This window comes from Fodinibius sp. GM108, assembly GCF_058386985.1.
In genome coordinates this window covers 18836-40388 of record NZ_JBYEIR010000007.1, presented here as the reverse complement: position 1 = coordinate 40388, position 21553 = coordinate 18836, and the positions used below count along the sequence as shown (strand labels likewise).

19 protein-coding genes and 1 tRNA gene are annotated in these 21553 nt (G+C 40.9%); 15 read left to right on the top strand and 5 right to left on the bottom strand.

The features are described from left to right. Nucleotides 1-59: 59 nt before the first annotated feature. Nucleotides 60-2684, bottom strand: a complete 2625-nt coding sequence (locus ACT3ID_RS13535; RefSeq protein ID WP_491542586.1) for a zinc-dependent metalloprotease — start codon at nucleotides 2682-2684, stop codon at nucleotides 60-62. Nucleotides 2685-2885: 201 nt separating this feature from the next. Between ACT3ID_RS13535 and ACT3ID_RS13530 the strand changes: the two genes are divergently transcribed. The 3 genes from ACT3ID_RS13530 (at nucleotide 2886) to ACT3ID_RS13520 (ending at nucleotide 4731) form a co-directional block, all read left to right on the top strand. Further along, a tRNA-Arg gene (locus ACT3ID_RS13530) sits at nucleotides 2886-2959 on the top strand. A 184-nt stretch (nucleotides 2960-3143) separates the two neighbouring features. Then, the gene (locus ACT3ID_RS13525; RefSeq protein WP_491542585.1) at nucleotides 3144-4307 is read left to right on the top strand and encodes a tyrosine-type recombinase/integrase; all 1164 of its coding nucleotides are present in this window, start codon (nucleotides 3144-3146) and stop codon (nucleotides 4305-4307) included. Between the two features lie 142 nt (nucleotides 4308-4449). Continuing rightward, nucleotides 4450-4731 carry a hypothetical protein gene (locus ACT3ID_RS13520; protein ID WP_491542584.1) on the top strand — a complete coding sequence of 94 codons (282 nt, stop codon included), beginning with the start codon at nucleotides 4450-4452 and terminating at the stop codon, nucleotides 4729-4731. Between the two features lie 8 nt (nucleotides 4732-4739). On the opposite strand, the gene ACT3ID_RS13515 is transcribed toward ACT3ID_RS13520, so the two are convergent. After that, complete coding sequence (locus ACT3ID_RS13515) at nucleotides 4740-5153, bottom strand: helix-turn-helix domain-containing protein (RefSeq protein WP_491542583.1); 414 nt, start codon at nucleotides 5151-5153, stop codon at nucleotides 4740-4742. A gap of 197 nt (nucleotides 5154-5350) precedes the next feature. On the opposite strand from ACT3ID_RS13515, the gene ACT3ID_RS13510 reads away from it, so the two are divergent. The 12 genes from ACT3ID_RS13510 to ACT3ID_RS13455 all read left to right on the top strand — a co-directional run bounded on the left by ACT3ID_RS13510 (nucleotide 5351) and on the right by ACT3ID_RS13455 (nucleotide 20338). Then, the gene (locus tag ACT3ID_RS13510; protein WP_491542582.1) at nucleotides 5351-5650 is read left to right on the top strand and encodes a hypothetical protein; all 300 of its coding nucleotides are present in this window, start codon (nucleotides 5351-5353) and stop codon (nucleotides 5648-5650) included. 15 nt (nucleotides 5651-5665) lie between these two features. After that, nucleotides 5666-5941, top strand: a complete 276-nt coding sequence (locus ACT3ID_RS13505; RefSeq protein ID WP_491542581.1) for a hypothetical protein — start codon at nucleotides 5666-5668, stop codon at nucleotides 5939-5941. Continuing rightward, the gene (locus ACT3ID_RS13500; RefSeq protein WP_491542580.1) at nucleotides 5874-8009 is read left to right on the top strand and encodes a hypothetical protein; all 2136 of its coding nucleotides are present in this window, start codon (nucleotides 5874-5876) and stop codon (nucleotides 8007-8009) included. Before ACT3ID_RS13505 ends, ACT3ID_RS13500 begins: the two co-directional genes overlap by 68 nt. A gap of 272 nt (nucleotides 8010-8281) precedes the next feature. Then, a complete protein-coding gene (locus tag ACT3ID_RS13495; RefSeq protein WP_491542579.1) occupies nucleotides 8282-8569 on the top strand; it encodes a hypothetical protein in 288 nt (95 codons plus the stop codon). Between the two features lie 14 nt (nucleotides 8570-8583). Then, nucleotides 8584-9117 (top strand): hypothetical protein, encoded by a 534-nt coding sequence (locus ACT3ID_RS13490; RefSeq protein WP_491542578.1) that lies wholly within the window; start codon nucleotides 8584-8586, stop codon nucleotides 9115-9117. Nucleotides 9118-9200: 83 nt separating this feature from the next. Next, entirely contained in the window at nucleotides 9201-10514 is a 1314-nt protein-coding gene (locus ACT3ID_RS13485; RefSeq protein ID WP_491542577.1) for a sensor histidine kinase, read from the top strand. A gap of 573 nt (nucleotides 10515-11087) precedes the next feature. Continuing rightward, entirely contained in the window at nucleotides 11088-14774 is a 3687-nt protein-coding gene (locus ACT3ID_RS13480) for a type IIG restriction enzyme/methyltransferase (RefSeq protein WP_491542576.1), read from the top strand. 19 nt (nucleotides 14775-14793) lie between these two features. Continuing rightward, a complete protein-coding gene (locus tag ACT3ID_RS13475; RefSeq protein WP_491542575.1) occupies nucleotides 14794-16128 on the top strand; it encodes a hypothetical protein in 1335 nt (444 codons plus the stop codon). 31 nt (nucleotides 16129-16159) lie between these two features. Then, nucleotides 16160-17416 (top strand): hypothetical protein, encoded by a 1257-nt coding sequence (locus ACT3ID_RS13470; RefSeq protein WP_491542574.1) that lies wholly within the window; start codon nucleotides 16160-16162, stop codon nucleotides 17414-17416. A 7-nt stretch (nucleotides 17417-17423) separates the two neighbouring features. Further along, a complete protein-coding gene (locus ACT3ID_RS13465) occupies nucleotides 17424-18458 on the top strand; it encodes a DUF4238 domain-containing protein (protein WP_491542573.1) in 1035 nt (344 codons plus the stop codon). A gap of 173 nt (nucleotides 18459-18631) precedes the next feature. Continuing rightward, nucleotides 18632-19357, top strand: a complete 726-nt coding sequence (locus ACT3ID_RS13460) for a type IV toxin-antitoxin system AbiEi family antitoxin domain-containing protein (RefSeq protein ID WP_491542572.1) — start codon at nucleotides 18632-18634, stop codon at nucleotides 19355-19357. Beyond that, nucleotides 19358-20338, top strand: coding sequence for a nucleotidyl transferase AbiEii/AbiGii toxin family protein (locus ACT3ID_RS13455; RefSeq protein WP_491542571.1), 981 nt, complete (start codon nucleotides 19358-19360; stop codon nucleotides 20336-20338). A 26-nt stretch (nucleotides 20339-20364) separates the two neighbouring features. Here ACT3ID_RS13455 and ACT3ID_RS13450 read toward each other — a convergent pair whose 3' ends face one another. The 3 genes from ACT3ID_RS13450 to ACT3ID_RS13440 all read right to left on the bottom strand — a co-directional run bounded on the left by ACT3ID_RS13450 (nucleotide 20365) and on the right by ACT3ID_RS13440 (nucleotide 21394). Next, on the bottom strand, nucleotides 20365-20607 hold the full coding sequence (locus ACT3ID_RS13450; RefSeq protein WP_491542570.1) for a DUF6429 family protein: 243 nt from the start codon (nucleotides 20605-20607) through the stop codon (nucleotides 20365-20367). A gap of 293 nt (nucleotides 20608-20900) precedes the next feature. Then, complete coding sequence (locus ACT3ID_RS13445) at nucleotides 20901-21080, bottom strand: hypothetical protein (RefSeq protein ID WP_491542569.1); 180 nt, start codon at nucleotides 21078-21080, stop codon at nucleotides 20901-20903. Between the two features lie 152 nt (nucleotides 21081-21232). After that, complete coding sequence (locus tag ACT3ID_RS13440) at nucleotides 21233-21394, bottom strand: hypothetical protein (protein ID WP_491542568.1); 162 nt, start codon at nucleotides 21392-21394, stop codon at nucleotides 21233-21235. Nucleotides 21395-21553 lie beyond the last annotated feature (159 nt).

The following is a 21553-nucleotide window of genomic DNA, read 5'->3' as shown; positions in this document are numbered from 1 at the left end:
TGAGTAAAAAAAGGAGTCCACTTCGAAGTGGACTCCTTTTGATGAAAGTAAGCTAAATATTAATTCTCAATACTCAGTCCTGCCTCGAGCGCCGCATCAATTCTGGACTTCGATTCTTCGAGATGAGCTCTCGTATACTCGTCAAAGTCATACGTTGGCGGTGAAAGTCGGGCATCCAGCTGGCTGTGCAGATCCTTCAGCTCTTGACGGGCTACCGATCGGGCATCGGCCGGAGTCTCATCCGGTGCATTCGTCACAAGCTTTGTCAGCCGATTCAGATAATCACGCTGCAGATCACGACGATTACTGTCAATATTTTGACCCGGAGAAGAAAGCACTTCCGACCAGACAGCTTCCGTAAGTGCGTTCATCAGATCGGGAATCGTTACCGTATTTTCAGCACCGAATTTTACTTCGATATCACGGATGCGGGACAATCGCACGGGATCGAGCAGCTGGTCCAGCAGCGCGCTCTGGATACCAAGCATTGTACCGTGCAGCGGGTAGTCAACACGTCCGCTGTAGCTGTTGCTGTTACCCCAGTGGCTCCAGCGGTCGGCGCCCATCTTCTGGAACACATCCTGCGGCAGCTCGATCGCATCCTCTTCAAAGGCCAGCTCTACAATCATATCCAGCGCCTGCTTCTGCTTGTCGTAACTAACCGGCTCAAAAGGCATGCGTCCGTCGGGGTCGCCTACGTGATCGCGATACTGATGCTGTCCGCCAATATATTTAACGGCCGGTGTCAATGTGCGAGCATACTGATACAGGTAGCTCTGAAACAGATCCGTCGCCTTATAATAAGGCTCATTATCCGCCAGCTTGATATCTACTACCTGCGGGATAAGGCCGTTCAAAAGTTTAGCTCGCTCCTGTCCCCATGCCAGCGGATCGGATCCCAGGTCGTACACATTTACATGCGGATCCACGGCACCCGCGCCGCGGGCGTCTTCATCCGTACCGTAAGCGTGTCCCGCCTGGGCAGCCTGACGAGCAATCTCTTTCGCCTTCTCTTCATCCGGCGTGTATCCGTAGGAGATCACCCAGCGGTCGTACGAACCGACGCCCGGATTATAATAGTAGGCGTCTTTTGATTTCGAATCGGGATGTACGTTCACCGAAGGATACTCCATTGCTGAACTGAATACGCCGTTTTTGCGGGTCCACTCCTCGTCGTAAAGTTTATCCAGCGGCGTATCTACGGATGAACGGAAGTTGTGCCGAAGTCCGAGCGTGTGCCCTACTTCATGCATGGTCACCCATTTGAGCGCCTGATCCACAAATTCCTGGGGCACGGGTTCACCCGGAGCAATTTTTCCTTCTGCCAGCATCAGGCTGTGAACCAGATCGAACTGGGCATTCATCTCATTATAGAACGATTCGGTTTTGCCGCCCTGGCTCATCAGCGCTAACTCCTCATCACTGACATTAAAAATTTCATCAATGGCACTGCGCGGCTCCACCATATGCCGGTATTCATTTTTATCACCAAGCAGCATGCTGGCCTCGAAAAGGATATCGGCATCGAGAATTTCGCCCGTTCTAGGATCTACTACCGACGGACCGATGGCACCGTATCCCGGCTGGTCGGAAGTATTCCAGCGCAGCGTCGGGTAGCGAATATCTTCAGCCATGGCATCTTCGGGAAGTAATTCTGCCTGAACCGCGTCTTCAAATCCGGCATCCTCAAAGGCATCCGACCACGCCTCGACACCCTCTATCATCGCATCCCGATAATGTTCCGGAACCGTGCGATCAATATAATAGGTAATCGGTTTTTTGGGAGTGCAGAGTTCTCCTTCAGGAACTTCATCCTTACACTCCAGGCGCCAGCGATTCACATATCGTTTAAAAAAGTTGTCTTCCTCATTGGAAAAATCTTTGTGTACCGTCATGAAGTACCCCGTGCGGTCGTCAGCTATGCGCGGCTTCATCGGCTCTTCCGGGAGTTTCACCATCGTATAGAATAGTGAGAGTGGGATGTATCGTTTATCGGCCACTGTTCGGGGAGCACTCCGCTCCGAATTGTTGAAGGTCAGCTTGGCCTGAATATTTACGTTATCAGGGAAAGCCTGAATCTTCTCGAGGTGCGAGCGCTCCTTGTCGAACTGTACCCGGCCCGGAGTTCCGTTACTTGAAACGGCATATCCCACGCGCTCCGAAATATTCGACAGGTCACCGACAAACCAGTCGTACACGTTTATCAGCATGCGCGTACTGTCGACGTTAAAAGCTTCGACATCCGCCGTTTCGAGCACCGAAGTTCCGTACGAAAGATCCAGTGCATTGTATGTGGCACTATTTTCATCCGCCGTATAACGGTGCGGATGCTGAATCAGCTTCACCTTCCCTTCATGTTTTTCGAGTGAAACCAGCAGCCCTTCAAATATATTGAGCATGCTTCCGCCGTAGAGACCTGCCGAGCCAATTCCGCGGGCAAGCTCAAAATTCATCAGAAATTGCTCGTTCAGCCGCTCTGCCGGTACCGACAGATACAGGTTGTCTTCTTTCTGATAGAGATCGAAGTACCCCTCGTACTTGTCGGCATCTTTGATCAGCTCCTCGTAGTTATTTTCTGTAGCCTCCGGTGCCTCGTCTTGCTGTTTGTCGACAACCGAATCGGTAGTCGAACAAGCCGATAGCAGCAATCCGGCACACAGTATCATTAGCAATGTGTATCTCATAGTGATTTTCTTGTTCAGTTAGAGTTGCATCTTTAAATATATAGCAAATAAAAATAATGTCCCCAATTTCTTACGTTGAGGATGAAAAAAGGGTTACAAAAAACTCTGCTGACATAAATTTTAGTAGTACAAAATAGTTGAAATGGAATAAATATAGGGCTATCTTTGGCCTCTTATTGAAAGAAGCATTTCATTTCAGATGCGCCTGTAGCTCAACTGGATAGAGCACCTGATTACGGATCAGGAGGTTAGGGGTTCGAATCCTCTCAGGCGTACTCCTTCAAAAGACACTAAAAACCCCACTTAATTAAGTTTAAGTGGGGTTTTTTGTTTATAAGCAGCCTATCTTCTAACACATTTTCGTGAAAACTTTTCCTAAATAAGACATTATTTCCTAAACTGTGGGTACATATGTGGGTACATGTACCCACCACTATTAACCATTTAAAAATTGGGAAAATGGCCAGTTTAAAAAAGCGTAACAACTACTACTCCATCGTATTTGCCACTCGGATAGATGGAAAACTAATAAAAAAAGCTTATGCCCTAGGTACGAAATACAAGAATATAGCTCTTCAAAAGAAACTAGAATACGAAAGGCTTTATGAGGCTGGAGAAATTAATCCTTTTGATGACGATTGGAATCTGCAAGAATATGAAAAAAAGAAAGAGTTGGAAGGCACAGCCTATACCAGCCCAATCCTTAACCAGTTAACGAAACAATTTCTGAAATCTAAGACTAATGTAACTGCAAAAACAAAGGCTGGGTATAAACAGGTTTTAAATCAGTTTAAGGAACATGTTGGCCAGTCGATGCCTGTTACTAAAATTAATACTACTGATATCAAGAGTTTCTGTTTAAGAGAAAAACTATCTAATGCTTCAAAAAGAAATTACCTAACACATCTTAAAATTTTCTTCAACTGGGCTATCGACCGGGAAATTTTAGAAAGTAATCCATGTGATGATGTTAAGTTACCTAAAAAACGGGATAATTTAGTTGATAAAATCATTGAAGAGGCTGATTTAAAACTCATCTTTAAAAAGTTTCGTGATCACCAACAAAAGCACAGAAGTAATGGTGCTATACAATCATCAGCACAAATGCAGCACTGGTTTAAACCCTTAGTTACCCTTGCCTTTTATACCGGATTACGAAGAAAAGAAATTATACAACTTCGATGGGAGCATGTTAATCTGGACAACCGATTTATAAGAGTTACAGATACAAAAAATGGAAGTGAACGTACCGTTCCCATTTTCGACACGCTTTACTGGCGATTAAAAGCTTGGCATAAATTTATAGGACATCCAAAATCAGGATTGGTATTTCCGAGTCCCAAGTCAAATTCCAAACGAGAAATTGCATTAACGGGTGGAACTGTCTCCAGACGATTCAAATTCTATGTCAAAAAATCTAAGCTGAAAAACACCATTCATTTTCATAGTCTGCGTCATTCATGTGCTACCTTTCTACTTCGAAATGGTTTTAATGTCATTGAAGTAAAGAATATGCTTGGGCATAAAAGCTTAGATGTCACGAATAAATATGTACATCTGGTCGCTAATGACTTGCTAAATACAGCCAGTAATAATGGTCTTATTACTAAGCTAGATAGCTAAGTCGTTGAGTGGCATAAATATGCATTCAGCAATCTATTGAGAAGTTATTTTATCAAAAAATGTTGATTAAAAAAGGTGCTTTTTAATCGGAAAAGTCATTTCTTTTTTGCGTTCAAAAAATATAATGCAGCAAAAATGATTTATGAAAGAACAAAATCCCAAAGACTCCCTACTTGAGACAATCGCTACGTTGGAAGCGAAATTAGACTTTGTATTAAGCTCGATGAACGCAAAACCAGATAAGTCAAAGTACATGACGGCTCAGGATATCCAGAACGAGTTCGGCATTGCTCAACGAACGATTTTAAACCGTAGTAATTTATTACCAAATGATAAAAACTATATCCCCAGTTTTAGGGTGGGTGCTCGTCGTAAGTACTTTGAACGTAAGGTTATACAACGATTATTCACCCCCAATAATTAATTCCTTCTCTACTTGATAGCCCTTTTCAACAGGTCAAGTAATGCTTTCAAAACATCCGGATCCAGTTTAAGATCCGGATGCTCCTCTAACTGCTGATCAATATCTGAGACCAATTCCTTTATTTCCGCCATTCTATTTTCAAGCAACTGCTTTTGCTCCAGCTCAGTTTTTAGCTCCTCTTCATTACCAATCACAAAATGTGGACCTTCGCCGGTCAAAAGCCAGTTTAGATTAATACCAGCTTCGGCAAAATGTCGTAACGTAGAGCTGTTTACCTCGCTTTTGGTTCCATTTTTCAGTTCAGATATTACCGACCGGTTAGCTCCGGTTTGACGCTGCATTTCCGATACATTTCCATCAAAATATTTATCTAGTAAATCCTGAATATTTTCCTGGAGAATATCTTCTTCAATATTTTTCACTTTCCTTGTCCTTTCCTTAAGTAGTTGATTTAGCCGTACTTACATCCTCTCTTCTCAAAATAAAGTTGTGATCACGACATAATTTTATTGTTTCGTTGTTATCACATCAGTAAATTAGCCTCTGTGGTAACGGTATAGTTTACCTATGTCGAGCATATAATACTACTAACCAACTTTATTAAAAAGATAATTTTTCAGTGCATCCAGCTATAACAAAATATGATATAAATCGGCTGCGGCTAAGTATCATCAAAGGTGAGATAATCGATCAGTATGATACCTTTAATGAATTTCGAGTTGCTCTTTACCCGAACGTAAAGCTCAACACTTTTCGGCAGTGGTTCAAGAAGCCCTACTACATTTCAGATCACCGCTTGTGCAAAATGGAACAAGCATTAGGGATTTCCGAGCAAACACTTAGCCATCGGATAAACCGTGAGTTTAACCTCCCCATCGATGCTCTTTGCAAAGCCAAAGGAATTCGACTAATCCTCTAACCTACCGCATTACCTATGGCCAAAATACGTACCCGCTATAGTCTTGGTGATCCCATTGAATTTATTGACGGCGAAGGAAGGCCGCGCAGGGAAATCGTCCGCATGATCGAAACCCAACTGGTTGAAGGTTTTGACCTCTGGGTAATTTATGGATACGGCGACAACCTCTACGAGCTCAACCATGTGAGCGAACACAAAATTTTAATATCTGAACGAAAATTAAATGAGCAGCAAAAAACAGGACGGGTCTCTAAAACTACTATCACCAAACAACCGGCAACAATCCGATGACTACGGGCCATCTGCTGTATCCGACACTCAAAAAGAACCGTTTGAATATGTGGACAGCTCCGATCCCCTGGATTTTGGCTGGTATCGCAATGAAACCGATGGCACCAGTCGCCGGATCGGCACCTTCGATATTGAAATCCACTCAAAAATCATTCGCTATAATCCCGAAACTCTTAAGTGGGATTCCACGCTTTATGAATGCCAGGTGAGCTGGCTTACCCCGGAAACCCGAACCCTGACCCAAAGCGAACTCTTTGTTCTGGAGCCGGAAGACCTGTTGTCCAAGAAAGCATTTCAGATTCAGATCTTTAAGCATTCCTATCAGTCGGCTCGATTTAAGTCCGATGATGAAATCCTGTTCTTTATGAGCTTCCTATGCAACCGGTGGCAGCCGCAAACGGTGTATGAATTCAATTACTACGGGTTTGTAGAGCATCACGGCTACAAGTTCTATCTGACGCGCAATGCTTTAGTCACCATTCCCGACGATCATCTGCACCAGCCCCAGTATATCATCGCTCCTGACCGGGAATCTGGACTATTCCCCATGGTAGCTGCCGACACTACCTTTTACGTAAAACCCGGACGTATTGAACCTTCGCCACTGTTAGACCTGTCCCCAGCCAAGGATGGATTTTACAGCGACGAGGAACACCAGCTTCTCACCGGCAACGAGCTCCGGTATTTTACCGACACCGTCCGCGACAGATTCGGAGAACTTATCGCCGGGCAACAGCCCGAGAAGAAAGCCGAGGGCTACCTTATTTTCTCCTATATGCTCTCCTTTCTGTTTTTTGATGAGATCTACGATGTATTTAAACATGTGGTCTTCCTGTATCTGTATGGAGAGCCTTCGACGGGGAAAGGGCAACTCTCGCAGATCATGCTCAACTTCTTTGGACAGTCGTTTACGGACGTGGATTCCAACCCTACCCTTAAGTCCGCCGAAAACAAGTTGGCCAACCACAGCAAGATTCCGGTGATCATGGATGAGTTTGTTCCCGGCAAAGGCAAGATCACGCCACAGGTGTTTAACATGTGGTACGAGTTGAGACAACGTGGGGTAAGTGCCTCCCATGATCGATCTAAAAACGCTTGGAGCCCGGTACGCTCGCAACTGATGTTTATATCAAACTATAAACCGACCGAAGACCACTTCCGCTCCCGGTGCATTATGATTGAATACGCCAAAGATAAACGGGGCTCTGTTCACAATTTGTGGTGGTTTGACAATCATAAAAAGGAATTGCAGCGACTTTTTCTGTCTCTGCTCTACAAGTTTAATGATTTCAATCGCGAGCTGTTCAAAGGTGAGCTACTCTGGACCAAACGCCTGCTTACCGAAGCCGTGGAACAGGAACTGGAACGGCGAAGTGACCAGGAAGGGGTTCGTTTTCAAATTAAGGATCGTCAAATCGAAAATATGGCGGCTCTTATTACCGTAGATCTATTTGTTTGCCGGCCCAGTGATGTAGAATTTGCGGAATTCGTCCAACAGTCCTTGGAGGAAGACAACAAACAAACGATAAGTGCGGAAGATCGGCAGGAGATGCAGCAACTGCTCCGGGACAATCGCATCTCCACAGAAATATTCCGCTATGGAGTGACCTTTTTAGCGAATTCAGCAGAAAAGGAGGTCCACCAAACGCCCCTGCAACAGTTCTTGGCCAGCATTGAGATTATGAATGATAACGGGGAGCTCCCCAAACGCTACTACGGATGGAATAAAAAGGATGGACTCGTTATGTATTGGAGTGGTATCTGGGACGCCTACACCAATTACAATAAAGGACGCGAGTATATCAGCCAGGATATTATCCGGGAGGAAATAGAAGCCTTGGACCTTCACGGAAAGGCAAAAACCAATTATTACAGCTATGAGGATCCCGTAAAAGGAACCGTCCAAGAAAACCGCCACGGCTATCATATCCCCAGAACGAACTTAACACCATCCTGGCTCCGGGCTTTTGGCAAACGAGAAGAAGCAGCGATCATGATAAGCCGACAATCCCAACAAATCGACGAGCACATTGTTACAGGTGGTTCAAAAATCGAACCACCATTTTAGCAGATTTCCGGTAAAATTGAGATTATCTAAGAATCTAAAAAAAGTGTCTTATTTTCTTAGATCCTCATTTCTCCACCAAAACAACACCCTGTAAGTATATAATAAATAATAAGTTAGTTAATAATAATATATCTAAGAAATCACCTAAGAAACGCCTAAGAACGCTAAGATTGACCTAAGACATCTAAGATGAATCTTTGGTGATTTCTTAGGCGGCTAACTATCGGTTTTTACTACACTTAACTATGGCATCTAAGAAAATAAGAAAGGTTATGTCTAATTTTGAAAATTCTGAAACCCCGCTCTCTTCAGTCCCAAACGATTCCTCCCAAAGCGAGAACTTCATGACGATTGGAGAAGCGATCAGTTATATGTGCGAGCAACTGGGCCGTATTTCCCGCACCTCGTTCTATCGATGCGGATATCGCGATCTGTTGACAGTCCGAAGCTATGGCCGAAACATAAAAAACGGCCGTAAGGCTATTAAGCTTTGCAAAAAATCCGAAGTGGACGACATCATTAGGCTAATTAGGGATAATCCCCAGGCCGAAAACCTGTAATGAGTGTAGATAGAATGGCTAATACGATAACCAAAATAGCACTTCCATCTGCAGAAGTTGATCTTTTGCAGAAACAAGTAGATATGATCAATTCGCAGTATCATAATTTCAACAAACTGCATCTCTCTGTAGATAAAACAGACCAGTTACTGCAGATCAGCTATACAAATGATGAGGAAGTAGATGTGATTCTCACCGGTTGGATCGATATGGAACAAGTTGGGACATACCTTGCCAACTACCGGCGTATGTTTTGCCTGAACCCCAACCGCCTAGATCGTTTCTTTGATATGAATGAAGCTACGGCCATTATACCTACCAGCTGGCTTCGGCCTACGAGGAAACGCCCGAAAGGTATCGCTAACGGGTTTACTAAAATGCGTCAGGCTTATCAGGGAGTACTACCCCGGCGAAATCCTATTTCTGTTAGGCCAAATGCAAAAGAGAAAGGTCTTTTTGATATTATAGATGGGAATTCGACCTATTTTGTTGCCAAGCAGATTGGGATGAAGAGCTTACCGGTGAGATTAGTAAATACTTCTTTTTAAGTATTTTAACCTAGATGATCCTTTTTATTCCTGTGATTATTACATATTAAAAAAGCCAATAATCGGTGAAAATCCTCAATTTTATGAAAAAACTATTTACTTTCGATAAATACGAGATAAAAATTGCTATTATATATTTCCTGATCTCTTTTGCATGGATTTTTTACAGTGATCGCTTAATAAATAATTTGGTTGAAGAGCCAGCGATATTACTTTCTTTGCAAACCTATAAAGGATGGGCGTTTGTTCTGGTTACCACCTTTGTACTATACTTTTTTATTCGTCGGGATGCTGTCAAAATTAGGGCCAGACGAGAGCGAATTAGAGAACTACTGGAAAAGGAAAAAAGCAACCGACAACAAACAGAACAAGAAAAGGAGCAGTTAGAAGATATCCTATTAGAAGCTCCCTCTGCTATCTGTATACTAGAAGGACCTAATCATAGGTATACCTATGCAAATAGAGAATACTATAAGTTAGTGGGTAAAAGGAAACTTATAGGAAAGACAGCTAAAGAGGCACTCCCAGAGCTACAGGAACAGGGTTTTTTTGATTTATTAGACAAAGTTTATAGCACGGGTAAAATCCACAAAGGGAATGAAGTTCCTTTTGTGGTCAAACACGATGGTGAGGAAATTACTTTTTATCGCAATTTTATTTATAAGCCTATAACAGATGGAAATGGAAACAGCACGGGGATATTTGTTGAAGCCATAGATGTGTCAAAACAAGTTAAAACAAGAAAAAAACTAGAAAAGTCTAATCAGGAAAAACAGGTTCTGTTGAGTGAACTGCATCATCGTGTTAAAAATAACCTTGCTCTGATTACAGGTTTAATCGAGCTGGAGATGCAAGAGTACCAACAAAGTTTTCATGCCCTTCCGCTTAAAACTACACGCAACAGAATTTTTACCATTGCTGAAATTCATGAAGTCCTTTTTCAGCAACAAAGCCTTAAAAACATTCCCTTTGATCGTTTCCTTGGTCGACTGCGAGATATTCTCCTCAATGAAGAAGAGGAAAAAGGATATCCTAGCTTTGATATCAAATGTGAAGAATTAAATCTGAATATTAATCAAGCCGTACCTCTGGGCTTAATCATTAACGAAATATTATCCCGGCTGACCACTAACGAGGGTGGCTCCTGCAAGGAAATAAAATTATCGATAGTTATTGATAATAAAAATAAAGTTACAACTGAGTTAGATATTCAAGGTCTTGATCAGGAATTAAAAGAACAATTAATTGATGCAAGCCAATTTTTACCTGCCACTCTAATAGAAGTTCTTATCCAGCAATTAGAAGCTACACTTGATTATTACAAAGAAAATGAAAAGGATTGCTTTAAAATACAGTTCAAAAAAGAGCATAAGAAAGGAGCAGCCAGTAGTCTATAAATATCATTAACAATTTCTAATGCAATGGGGTGACATAACGTTGTCGGTTAGTAGGCTTATGTATCGAAATAAGCAATGACTAACTAAAAGAGACATCATTATGATTACGATATTATGATTACGATCGATTTCGGAGGAAATAAGCGTAGCACACCAAACATAACTACAAAGTGGATCCTGCAATCATACCATCAAAGCCTTAATAATTCAGGAGCTGTTTGTGTACGAATTACAGTTGACTATAACGATATCGATATCTGTTTATCTAGTAAAGCTTGCAGATCCTCAGGCGGAGGGGTACCGGTTGAGCAATTCAGCAGTGATGCACAAGATATTATAGCTCTTTGGCATAAGTATGGTCTACATGAAAAGAGATTTCCATCTGGCAAATTGATCAGTTTTCTCAAAGCTCTGTTCAAGAAACTCAACATGCGACTGACCTGAATTATTAGCTATCAATATTCTCACAAGCTTTAACTCCTATTGAATTCCAGTCTTCTTCTATTTTTGCTTGTTCGGACTGCAGTCCTTAGAATGAGGGCAAATATAAAGTTGGTTTCTTAATTACTACAGATGCAGATAGAGACGATTACCGCACGAAAAGCCGTTGACAACGCTTTTCTACAAGAGTCGATTACAGAAACGGAATTCGAAACATTTCGGCAGCGGCTGTTAAAGTTATTGAATCAAGCTGATGATGCCGTAGAGGAAGGCGAATCCGAAGAACATCTGAAAAATCTGATCAAGCCATTCTTTAGTAATACCAATTTTGAGGAAGATCACTATATCAACACCAAGGAGCGGCAGGATCTGGCCATCCACAACGGCAAAACCCGAAAGTCGAACGTGGGAGTCATCATTGAAGCCAAGCGGCCGTCCAACAGCTCGGAGATGATTACCGGGGATGACCTGAACCGCAAGGCATTTCATGAATCCATCCTCTACTATCTTCGGGAACGCATCGATAACGGCAACGAAGATATCAAACATATCATTATTACCGATGTCTATCACTGGTATGTCTTCGATGCCCAGGATTTTGAGCGCCATTTCTACGAGTCGAAGAAACTAACCGGCTGGTATGAAGAGTGGAAACAGGGGCAAAAAGTGAGTTCCCGCACGCAGTTTGTCTATGATCATCTCTCGGAATTTGTGGAAGAGCTAGACGGGAGCATTAAGGCAGCCGAATTAGATCTGAGCAGTTACCGAAAACTGCTGGAAAAGGACGAGCTAAGCCGAGACGAGCAGAAAAAGTTGGTACCAGTCTTTAAGCTTTTTACGCCTACGCACCTGCTCAAACAACCGTTTGCCAGCGACAGCAATGAGCTCAACAAAGCCTTTTACCGTGAGCTGCTCTATATCATAGGCCTGAAGGAATACAAGGAGAAAGGCACTCACTATATTACCCGGCTTGATGAGGAAAACCGCCAGCATGCCTCCCTGATTGAAAACACCATTACCCAGCTTAAAAGCCTGAACGTGATTTCGCGGCTTCCCAACAGATCGGAGTTTGGCGAAGATGAAGACGAACAACTGTTCAATGTGGCCATCCAGCTGCTGATCACCTGGATCAACCGCATCCTCTTCTTGAAGTTACTGGAATCCCAACTTTTTAAATATCATCGGGAAGATGATCGGTTTCGGTTTTTAAACCATCGCGACATTAAAGAGTACGACGGACTGAACAAGCTCTTCTTCCAGGTATTGGCCGTCCCTGTGGAGGATCGCTCCGAGCGCATCAACAAGCATTTTGGACATATCCCCTATCTGAACAGCTCCCTGTTTGATGTGGCTGATATCGAGCAAGATACTATTCGTATTTCGGAACTGGAGGATGGACTCCAGATGCCGGTGTACAATCGCAGTAAAATCCGCAACCGGGACGGTGAGCGCTTGAAAGGTGAATCCCTCTCTGCCCTGGAATACCTGCTTCGCTTCCTGGATGCCTATAACTTTAATGCCGAAGGAACGGCGGAAGTCCAGAAAGAAGCCAAGACGCTTATAAACGCCTCAGTACTGGGACGTATCTTTGAAAAGATTAATGGTTATAAAGATGGATCGTTTTTTACACCCGGATATATCACCGAATACATGTGTCGGGAGACTATCCGTCGGGCGGTTGTACAAAAATTTAATGACACCTATGAGAACTGGGACTGCAAGTCCATTGATGATGTTGCCGCCAAGATATCCCGCCATGAAATCCCATACGATAAGGCCAACGAGATTGTAAATAATATCACTATCTGTGATCCGGCCGTGGGATCCGGACACTTTTTGGTTTCGGCTCTGAATGAGCTGATAGCCATTAAAAGTGATCTCCGCATCTTTGTGGATGAGGATAACCACCGCATTCGGGATGTGGAGATCAGCGTGGACAATGATGAGCTCAGCATCTCGGTGGGACAAGATCCGTTTTTCGAATACCGTGTGCATTCGGAGTGGAAAGAAAATGGCACCATTGAGCGTACGGTCGGCCCCGACACCCAGCGCCTTCAGAAAGCACTGTTCCGGGAAAAGAATATCCTCATTGAAAACTGCCTGTTTGGGGTGGATATCAATCCAAACTCGGTCAATATTTGCCGGCTGCGCCTGTGGATTGAGCTACTTAAGCACGCCTATTACAAGGAAAGTACGGACTTTCAACAACTCGAAGTGCTGCCCAATATTGATATTAACATCAAACAGGGTAACTCACTAGTAAGCCGTTTCGATCTGGATGCCAATCTTTCCCAGATTCTGTCTAACAACGAAGATCTGACAATTGAGGAATACAAACAGACCGTCCGAAGCTATAAGGAAACCGGCGACCGCGAGGACAAGCGGGCACTGAAAAAGCAGATTAATTCTATTAAGGAGAGCTTTTCGGTGGGACTAAAAGAACTGCACCCCGTCCGACAGGAACTAAAAAAGCAGCGTGAAATTCTAATTAAGGAAGAAGCCAAGCTGGACCTTTTTGAGGGCGAAAAGAAGAGCAAAAAGGAGCAGAAAAAGATTGATAAGACTAAGAAAAAGATTGATAAGCTGGAAAAAGAGTTAAAAGAGCTTGAAAATGCCACTTTTTATGACCAGGCTTTTGAATGGCGGTTTGAGTTTCCTGAAGTATTGGATGAGGATGGGCATTTTGCTGGCTTTGATGTAATCGTAGCAAATCCACCATATATTTCTTTAGAAGATACTCCAAAACAAACCAGAGAATATTATAAAAATGAATTTGATCCTGTTGAAAGAAAATTTGAATCATCAGTTCTTTTCTTCCTAAAAGGTTTTGAAATTGGGAGAAGGCAAGCTGAAATAATATTTATCTCTCCAATTACTTGGGAAACAGGAAGTAATTATAAAAAGCTAAGAAAACAGCTTTTCAAAAATTACAATATCAAGAAGATTATAAATCTACCTTTTGATGTATTTGAAGATGCTTATGTAGAAACAGGGATATTTCACTTTCAAAATAAATCCGTGGATGACAAGGGATACAAAATCCACATCTTTAATAAGAAAGCTAAAATTGATTCATTAGAAGAAATCGATTTTAATGATATAGGCTCTTCTCTCGTATCCTCTCCAAGTTATAAAGTTATTTTTAATCCAACTGTAGCTCGAATTTTATCGAGAACAGAAGGGGAGGATTTTGTAAAACTGGGTGATATTACAATTTCGACCCAAGGCTTATCAGGAAGTCGATTTGATAGAACTGAAAAAAAGGAGAATCCAACGGACTATCCTTATTTAGAAGACGGCCAAGCTTACAACTATCAACTAATAAGTAATGAAATTACTTACACTTCTTTAGAAGACAAAGAAAACTTAAAAAGGTTTTATGAGGCTGAACCAAAGTTAATGATCCGGAGGATTGTTAATAGAAGTAATAGATTAGATGTAGGTTACACAGAAGAAAAGTTAGTATTCAAAAAAGATATTAATCCTTTTGTAATAAAAGACTCGCGGTTAAATCCTAAATATGTTTTAGGCATAATGGCAAGTAAATTTATTTCATACTTATATATAAATACATCTTCAATTGCCACAAAAGACGACTTCCGCCAAACAACCCTTACAGAACTTAGAAAGTTACCGATACCATTAGCGAATAATTCTATCCAAAAAAATATTGCTGAGAAAGCGAATCAAATTCTCACTGCCAAAGAAGAAAATCCTGAAGCCGACACCAGCGAGCTGGAAGAGGAAATAGACCAGCTTGTGTATGAGCTTTATGGATTGAGTGAGGAGGAAATTGAGATTGTGGAAGAGAGTATTTGAAAATAATTTTCTAAATATTATGATCCACTACTGGGATAAAAATGAAAGATATCAGGGAATACTTTATAAAGAAGATAAAAAATTGGGAGAATGCAGGTTTGTCTTTCGATGGAATCCTTATTTAACGAATGAAATGGAGGTGGAAATATTTGAGGGACCACAAGTTTTAAATAGTGTTGTGAATTCATCAAGGTCGAATAAAAAATCAAAACTTAAAATTGTCAGTAATTATTTCGGAGACATAAATTATCAATTTTACTTAAGACCGGCCTTGTCATCCTCTTATTTTGGTGGTATTGAAGGTTATATAAAAATGCCAGTAAAGAAATTCATTAAAACCAGAAACTTTGATAATAAAGAGGAAGTAAAGAGATTATCAGCTCGTATTAACTTTCCTCTTACACCTACAACCAATAACAAGAGAAATAAGATAATCCATGGTGGTTATGGTTTTTTTCATGGTAATATACTTGAGGAGGATAGAAATTTAGTAGAGTTAGAGAAAAAAGTTCTGAAATTAGAGACAAAAATAGGGGAGATAAGTATTAGCGATCAATTTGAGTTTAAAGAATCTCGTAAAACCTCAGAACATACAGAATATTTTTCGGGACAATTGCTGTTAAAACAATCTGTTATGTCATGGAAGAGAAATATCTCTGATATGTGTGAGGCTCATAACAGTATTAAAGCCTTTGAAAAAAAAGCTGAGGAGATATTAGCTCTTTTAAGTTTATCTGAAAGAAATAGATACGACTGGAGCCATAGTCGTTATACCATTTCTGGTACAGAAAAAACATCATATATAAAGTTTAAAGACAAATATAAAAAGATCTATTTACCCGTTGAAGGGGGTTTTAGAGTCAATACACCTATGGCACAGTTACATTCTTTTTTGACTTTAGCTTTAAAAAAGTTTGAAAAAAGAAGTTCACATAAGAGGAATGAAATACTAAAATTAATTAAAAGCTTTCAGATAGCTAATTTAGCCCAAACATTTGATGACAGTTTTATAAGATGGCATTCTATTTTAGATTTTTTGAGGAATAGTTTTGGAATGGGAGGGAGAAATCCAAGCCAACAGATATTAAGAACTTGTAAAAAATTAAATATCCCTATTGATGATTTAGTAAAAGAAGAAGTAATGGATAAAATCGAGTCAGATAATGATGAAAAATTTATTTTTACAGATTTAAGAGACAGATATATACATAGCGGCTTTGATACCTTTGAAAAAGATTTTGACTTAGCCTTAAAACAAGAGAGAATAATGAGAGCTATAGCAGAGCGCCTATTGTTGTATAAGATGAATATCGATTATAGAAATACTCACCTTGGAACAGATAATTTTATTTAACAAGAAAAACTAAAGTTAGCAAAGAAGTGCAGTGAAATATTTTGAAGATAGAGAGTATGTAATAAAACGTGCTAAGTTTACCTATGGTGATGCTTTGTTTGATGGTCATGGGTTCATGAAATGGAGTAAGGAGAGAGGATTTGATATAAAATTATTTGTTGAGAGTGATGAATATGAACAACCTAAAGTCCAAACCTTTGGATCTTCTTCAGTTATAAAGAAGAGTGATAGACAAAATATTCATCTTTATTTCGGTGATTCAATAAATGATATTGGCTTAAATAAAGCTATAGTGCCTGCAGCATACTTGGGAGAACGTTTTGATATTTCGACGACCGGGACCCTTTCATTTAGAACACCCCAATTAGTCTTTTTTAAGGAGAATTTTCAGGAAGATAGTAGCTATTACTTTGGTAACGGTATATATAGGCTTAAACAACAAAATTATAATTTCCCTGAAACTATCCATAAACAAGAAAAAATTGGAGATAAGGATTTTCGAAAAGGCTGGCATCGCAAAGGAATCCAATATAAAACCGAAAATGAATACATACTAGGCTGGCTTGAAGAGGATGAATATCTGCATTTGAAGTTTGGTTTCAAGAAGGATAAATATCCTCAACGTTTCGCGTTAAATTTCCCCTGTGGTTTTCGACATGCTATTTCCTTTTTATTGGGTGTGGAAGCAAAACGGCTGAAATCTGAAATGAATGGCAAGAGTAGTAATGTAATGGTTACAAAGAGGCTATCAGATATCAAGAATATGCCGATTTACCAAGGTTTAAAAAGCTTCCAATTTTTCAATAGCCACGATGTTTGGGAGATATCCAAGTTTTTTACAATGGGGTACCTTGACAAGAATAAACATCCAGAATCTTATGTTGCTCGTAGAATACTAGCACAACTTATAGAAGCAGAACAACAAAAAACGCTTGCCGGTCAAGAACTACTTACATCAACGATCTTAGAAGCTATACTACGTACATTATATAAGGTTCCTTCAGATGACGATTTGTATGTACCTAATTATTTAACAAATAATCTTGTTCCAGATTATGCCGATGGTTCGGAATGGAGAGATGTACGAAAACAAGTTATAAAGTCATTTGAAAATATGAGGCATCGTAATGCCCATCCAGACTGGTTAGTAAAAGAAGATGATGTATATGATGACGATAATATTACAGATACTTTTTATGATTTAAGAGTACTGGTCAAATTTTATCAGCAGATAATACTTTTAATGGCAGGTATTGAAGTTGAACCTGATCTTCCAGAAAAAATTTAAAGTATACATGTCTGGCAGCCGGCAACATTTCATTCCTCAGTTTCTTCAAAAAGGTTTCGCAAGTCATACTGAGGGTGAAGAAATTTATACTTGGGTATTTAGGAAAGAAGGAGAGCCATTTAATCCCAATATTAAGAATATTGGTGTAGAAGGTGACTTTTATACTTTAGGGTATGATTCTACTGCGGATGATATAATCACCGATGCTGAGTCGGAGTTTGGAGAGTTATTACATTTTCTTAGGAAGGAATCACCTACTACCGTTACAGATTCTTTAATACCTGAGCTTATTGCACATATTGAAATTAGGACCAGACATCTTCGATTAAACTTTCAAAAAATGTCTGAGATGTTGGTCAGGCAGCTTAATGAGTTTATAACAGATGAAGATTTATTTTTAAAGTATGCAAAGAGACAGGCTGTTAACTCTGGCTCATACATCTATAAAGAATTAGTTGATCGTTTAGTTCAAGATACCGGGTATGATAGGGAGAATGCTGGATTCCTCTTGAAAATGTATTCTTCAAATCTTGAAAAGATGATAGATAAGATCAGACCATTTCTGCCCGAAATTGCGAAGAAAATGAGTGCCGAGCTTTCAAAACAAAAAATAAAATCTCTTGTTAAATCAGGTCATATAGATGTTTTAAAGAAGACGATTGCCCCGAAAGTAAGGAGAGACATCTATAAAGATTTTAATTATCGCATAATCGAGTTCGAAAATGGGGATTTAATTCAAGGAGATGCTCCGGTATTATTTAAGTTAGCTGGTGAAAAAGGATATACAACTTTTATAGATAAAACTGTTGAACTAAAAGCAATACTACTTCCCCTATCTCCTAATAAACTTTTATTGGGAGGAGATGATTTTAATCCAGGGGATTCAATCCCTGAAATTATTGCTCGTAACTCATTAGAGTATTTTATCACTGCAAATAAGAGTTCAACAATGTTTAAGTACCAGGATTTAATAGGTAGCGATGCAAACCTACTAACAAATGAAGAAGTTGAAGAATTAGCACTTGATATCTTCACTAAATAAAAACCAAGTGACTTTCGCCTTAACCTCCTCACCTGGGCCCCTCTCTTTAAAAACATTTAAACTATAGCATTCAATTATGTCAAGTAAAAGACGTAAAAAACTTGACATATCTACCAATTAAATGCTATATTAATAAAAGCTGTTAAAAGGCCATTAGCATAAGACATAGCATTATGAGTACTGCTAAAAGAATAAAAGAGAAAGTTTCTTCCTTTGACGAAGGAACAACGTTTAAATATGACCAGCTCGGCATCGATAACAGCGAGTACGCGGCTGCTACCAAAGCCATCGAGCGGTTGATATCCAACGGTGTTGTAAAAAGGATTTCCAAAGGTCTGTTTTACAAGCCCAAGACGTCGGTATTTGGTGATTTAAAGCCCAATGAAGAGCAGCTGCTTAAACCCTATATGTACGAAGGGGACAATCGTATCGCTTATATCACCGGCCTGTCCCTGTATAACCGGATGGGACTTACGACACAGGTTCCCAAAACCGTTACCCTGGCCTGTAATAAAAAGAGGATCAATACAGAGATCGATAACCTGAGAATTAAATCGGTTAAGAGCTATGTGGATCCCACTGACGAGAATATCCGCTTCCTGGAGATCCTGGATGCTATAAAGGATTTCAATAAAATTCCCGACCTGGATATCGATAATGCTGTCGAGCAACTGCAAGGCCGCATCCGTGATTTAAGTACTCCCGACAGAAATAAACTAATTACCTATGCCCTGCAATATCCTCCCCGCGTGCGGGCGCTACTGGGAGCCTTGCTTACCTATCAGGAATTCAACAGCGCTTTCCCCAAATTGAAAAATAGCCTAAATCCCATGTCAAGTTACGAGTTCGGCAGTCTTAGCAATAGCTTGCCCACAGCTCAAAATTGGAATATTGTCTAGATGAATCTACATGAAGATGCCGAAATCTTTCGGGATGCCATAAGGGCTACGGCCGATCATAAGAATATCCGGGAAATCTATATCGAGAAAGACTACTGGGTAACTTATGCCCTTCATGCGATCTTTCATTCGGATATGAAAGACGTTGCTGTATTTAAGGGCGGCACCTCCCTCTCCAAATGTTACCAGGCGATCAACCGGTTTTCTGAGGATATAGATCTTGTGGTGTTAGAAGATCCCGAGCTGTCCAACAACCAAATGGACAAAAGAGTCCGGGACGTCAGCAAAGTGGTTGATGATACTGATTTGGAGGAAGTCCCATTGCCGGGGATTACTATGAAACGTGGTAAAAACAGGAAAGTAGCCTACGAATATGCGAAACATGGATATGACCAAACCTTTGGCCAGGTTCGTGATAAAATCATTGTAGAAGTATCAAGACTAGGGCATTTTGAACCTCATGAAGAAGTAGAGATTCATTCGTTCATTGCCGATATGATGAAAGCGAGAGGTCAGGAAGAGCTGGTTGAAAAATATGGGTTAGCCCCCTTCCCCTTGAAAGTACTAACTATAGAGCGAACCTTTTGCGAAAAAATAATGTCGCTGGTCCGCTTCTCACATGCCGAAAACCCGTATGAGGATCTCGGAAACAAAGTCCGCCATACCTACGATATTCACATGCTGTTAAAACAACCCGCGATCCAAGACTTCTTTGAAAGCGATAAGCTGGACCAGATGCTACTTCAAGTCGGAGCCGATGATATCGAAAGCTATGGTGACAAATACGATTGGCTGTACGAGCACCCCGCATCAGCCCTGCTTTTTGACAAACCTGAAGCGACCTGGGATAAGATCAAGTCTGTTTATAACGGCACTTTTAAAGAGTTGGTTATTGGCGATCTTCCGGACGATCGCGCTGTACTTAGTAATATTAAGAGGGTTTCCGAACGACTGAAAGCTGTTGATTGGGAACTTGGGTAGGTACAATTAATGCGTAATCCAACTTCCTATGCATTTTCTATTCCAAAACACTTGCTGAAAAGCTCTTTTGAACGCCTCTCCCCTTCTTCTGTTACTATGACGGATTTATTCTTGTTTTTGGGATCGCCAATATATCCTTTTTCGTGTAGTCGATCCAGGTGCTCCCAGCTATGCCCCTTCCAAGCCCGAGTCCCAGGACTTTCATTGAATGTTGTTAGCCACAACAAGGCAAGTACTACCTCATCAACTTTTTCTTTGTCGTATTCCATAGCTTTTAAAATTAATTCATAAATACCTGCACTCTTTTTACTACTTTGAAGTATAGCCAATATTAGAATTAATATTCTTGGGAAAGACCTTTGAGGTATTTTGCGAGTGAAAAAAGATCTGAGTTATGTGGCTATCCTCCTTGGCTCCTGTCGTACTTGGAATCTATTTAGGATCTAAAGGCGGGTTATGCCATCCTCAAGACGTGAGAGATGAGTGAGCCTCCTCCAATGAAACTACTTCTGTCTTTCGGAGGATTTCCTTCTCATAATCTTGCATCAGAGGTGTCTCTATGCTATTTCGTTTCGCATCTAAAATAACTGATGCCGTCGCGCCCACTACTGCGTTCTTTCTTTGCACTCTCAATAGCAAGGTCGGCAAGATGTTCAGGGCTTGTGTCTTTCAGGTTACTGGCAATTTTGGTGTACACGACAGCTGAAAAGTCAGTGAATTTGTCAGTCGTCTCTACTAGCACGCTATTTTCTGTTGGCTGATCCGGGGGATCGTAACGTCTGTTAGTCCCAACCTGATTAATCTCACGCCGATAAACGAGATCCCTTGCTTCTTGCTCGCTAACGTCCTTTTCTAAGACAAAAATCTTTGCGCGAACTCGCGCCCCACCTTTCTCTACTGGAATGAGGGGGTGGGGGCACCACTCCGACCATTGCTTGACCGTGCAAATTCAACCGCAAACGGGGTCTCCACTTCATCGATAATCTTCACGATACGGTCTTCAATCTCAGTTTCAGGATTGTCGATCAATGATCCGTAAGCAAGTATTCCAACCATACTTAATTTGTAGTTTTTTCAGTATGCCTAACGACATCGCGCATAAGCTGCAGGCGCCAACGTGTTGAAGTTATTTACATAATAAAAGCTTAACTATAAAAAGTGAGGCTGGCAAGAATTGGCAAGGTCTATCCAACTTAAGGTGGGTTAGGTACAAAT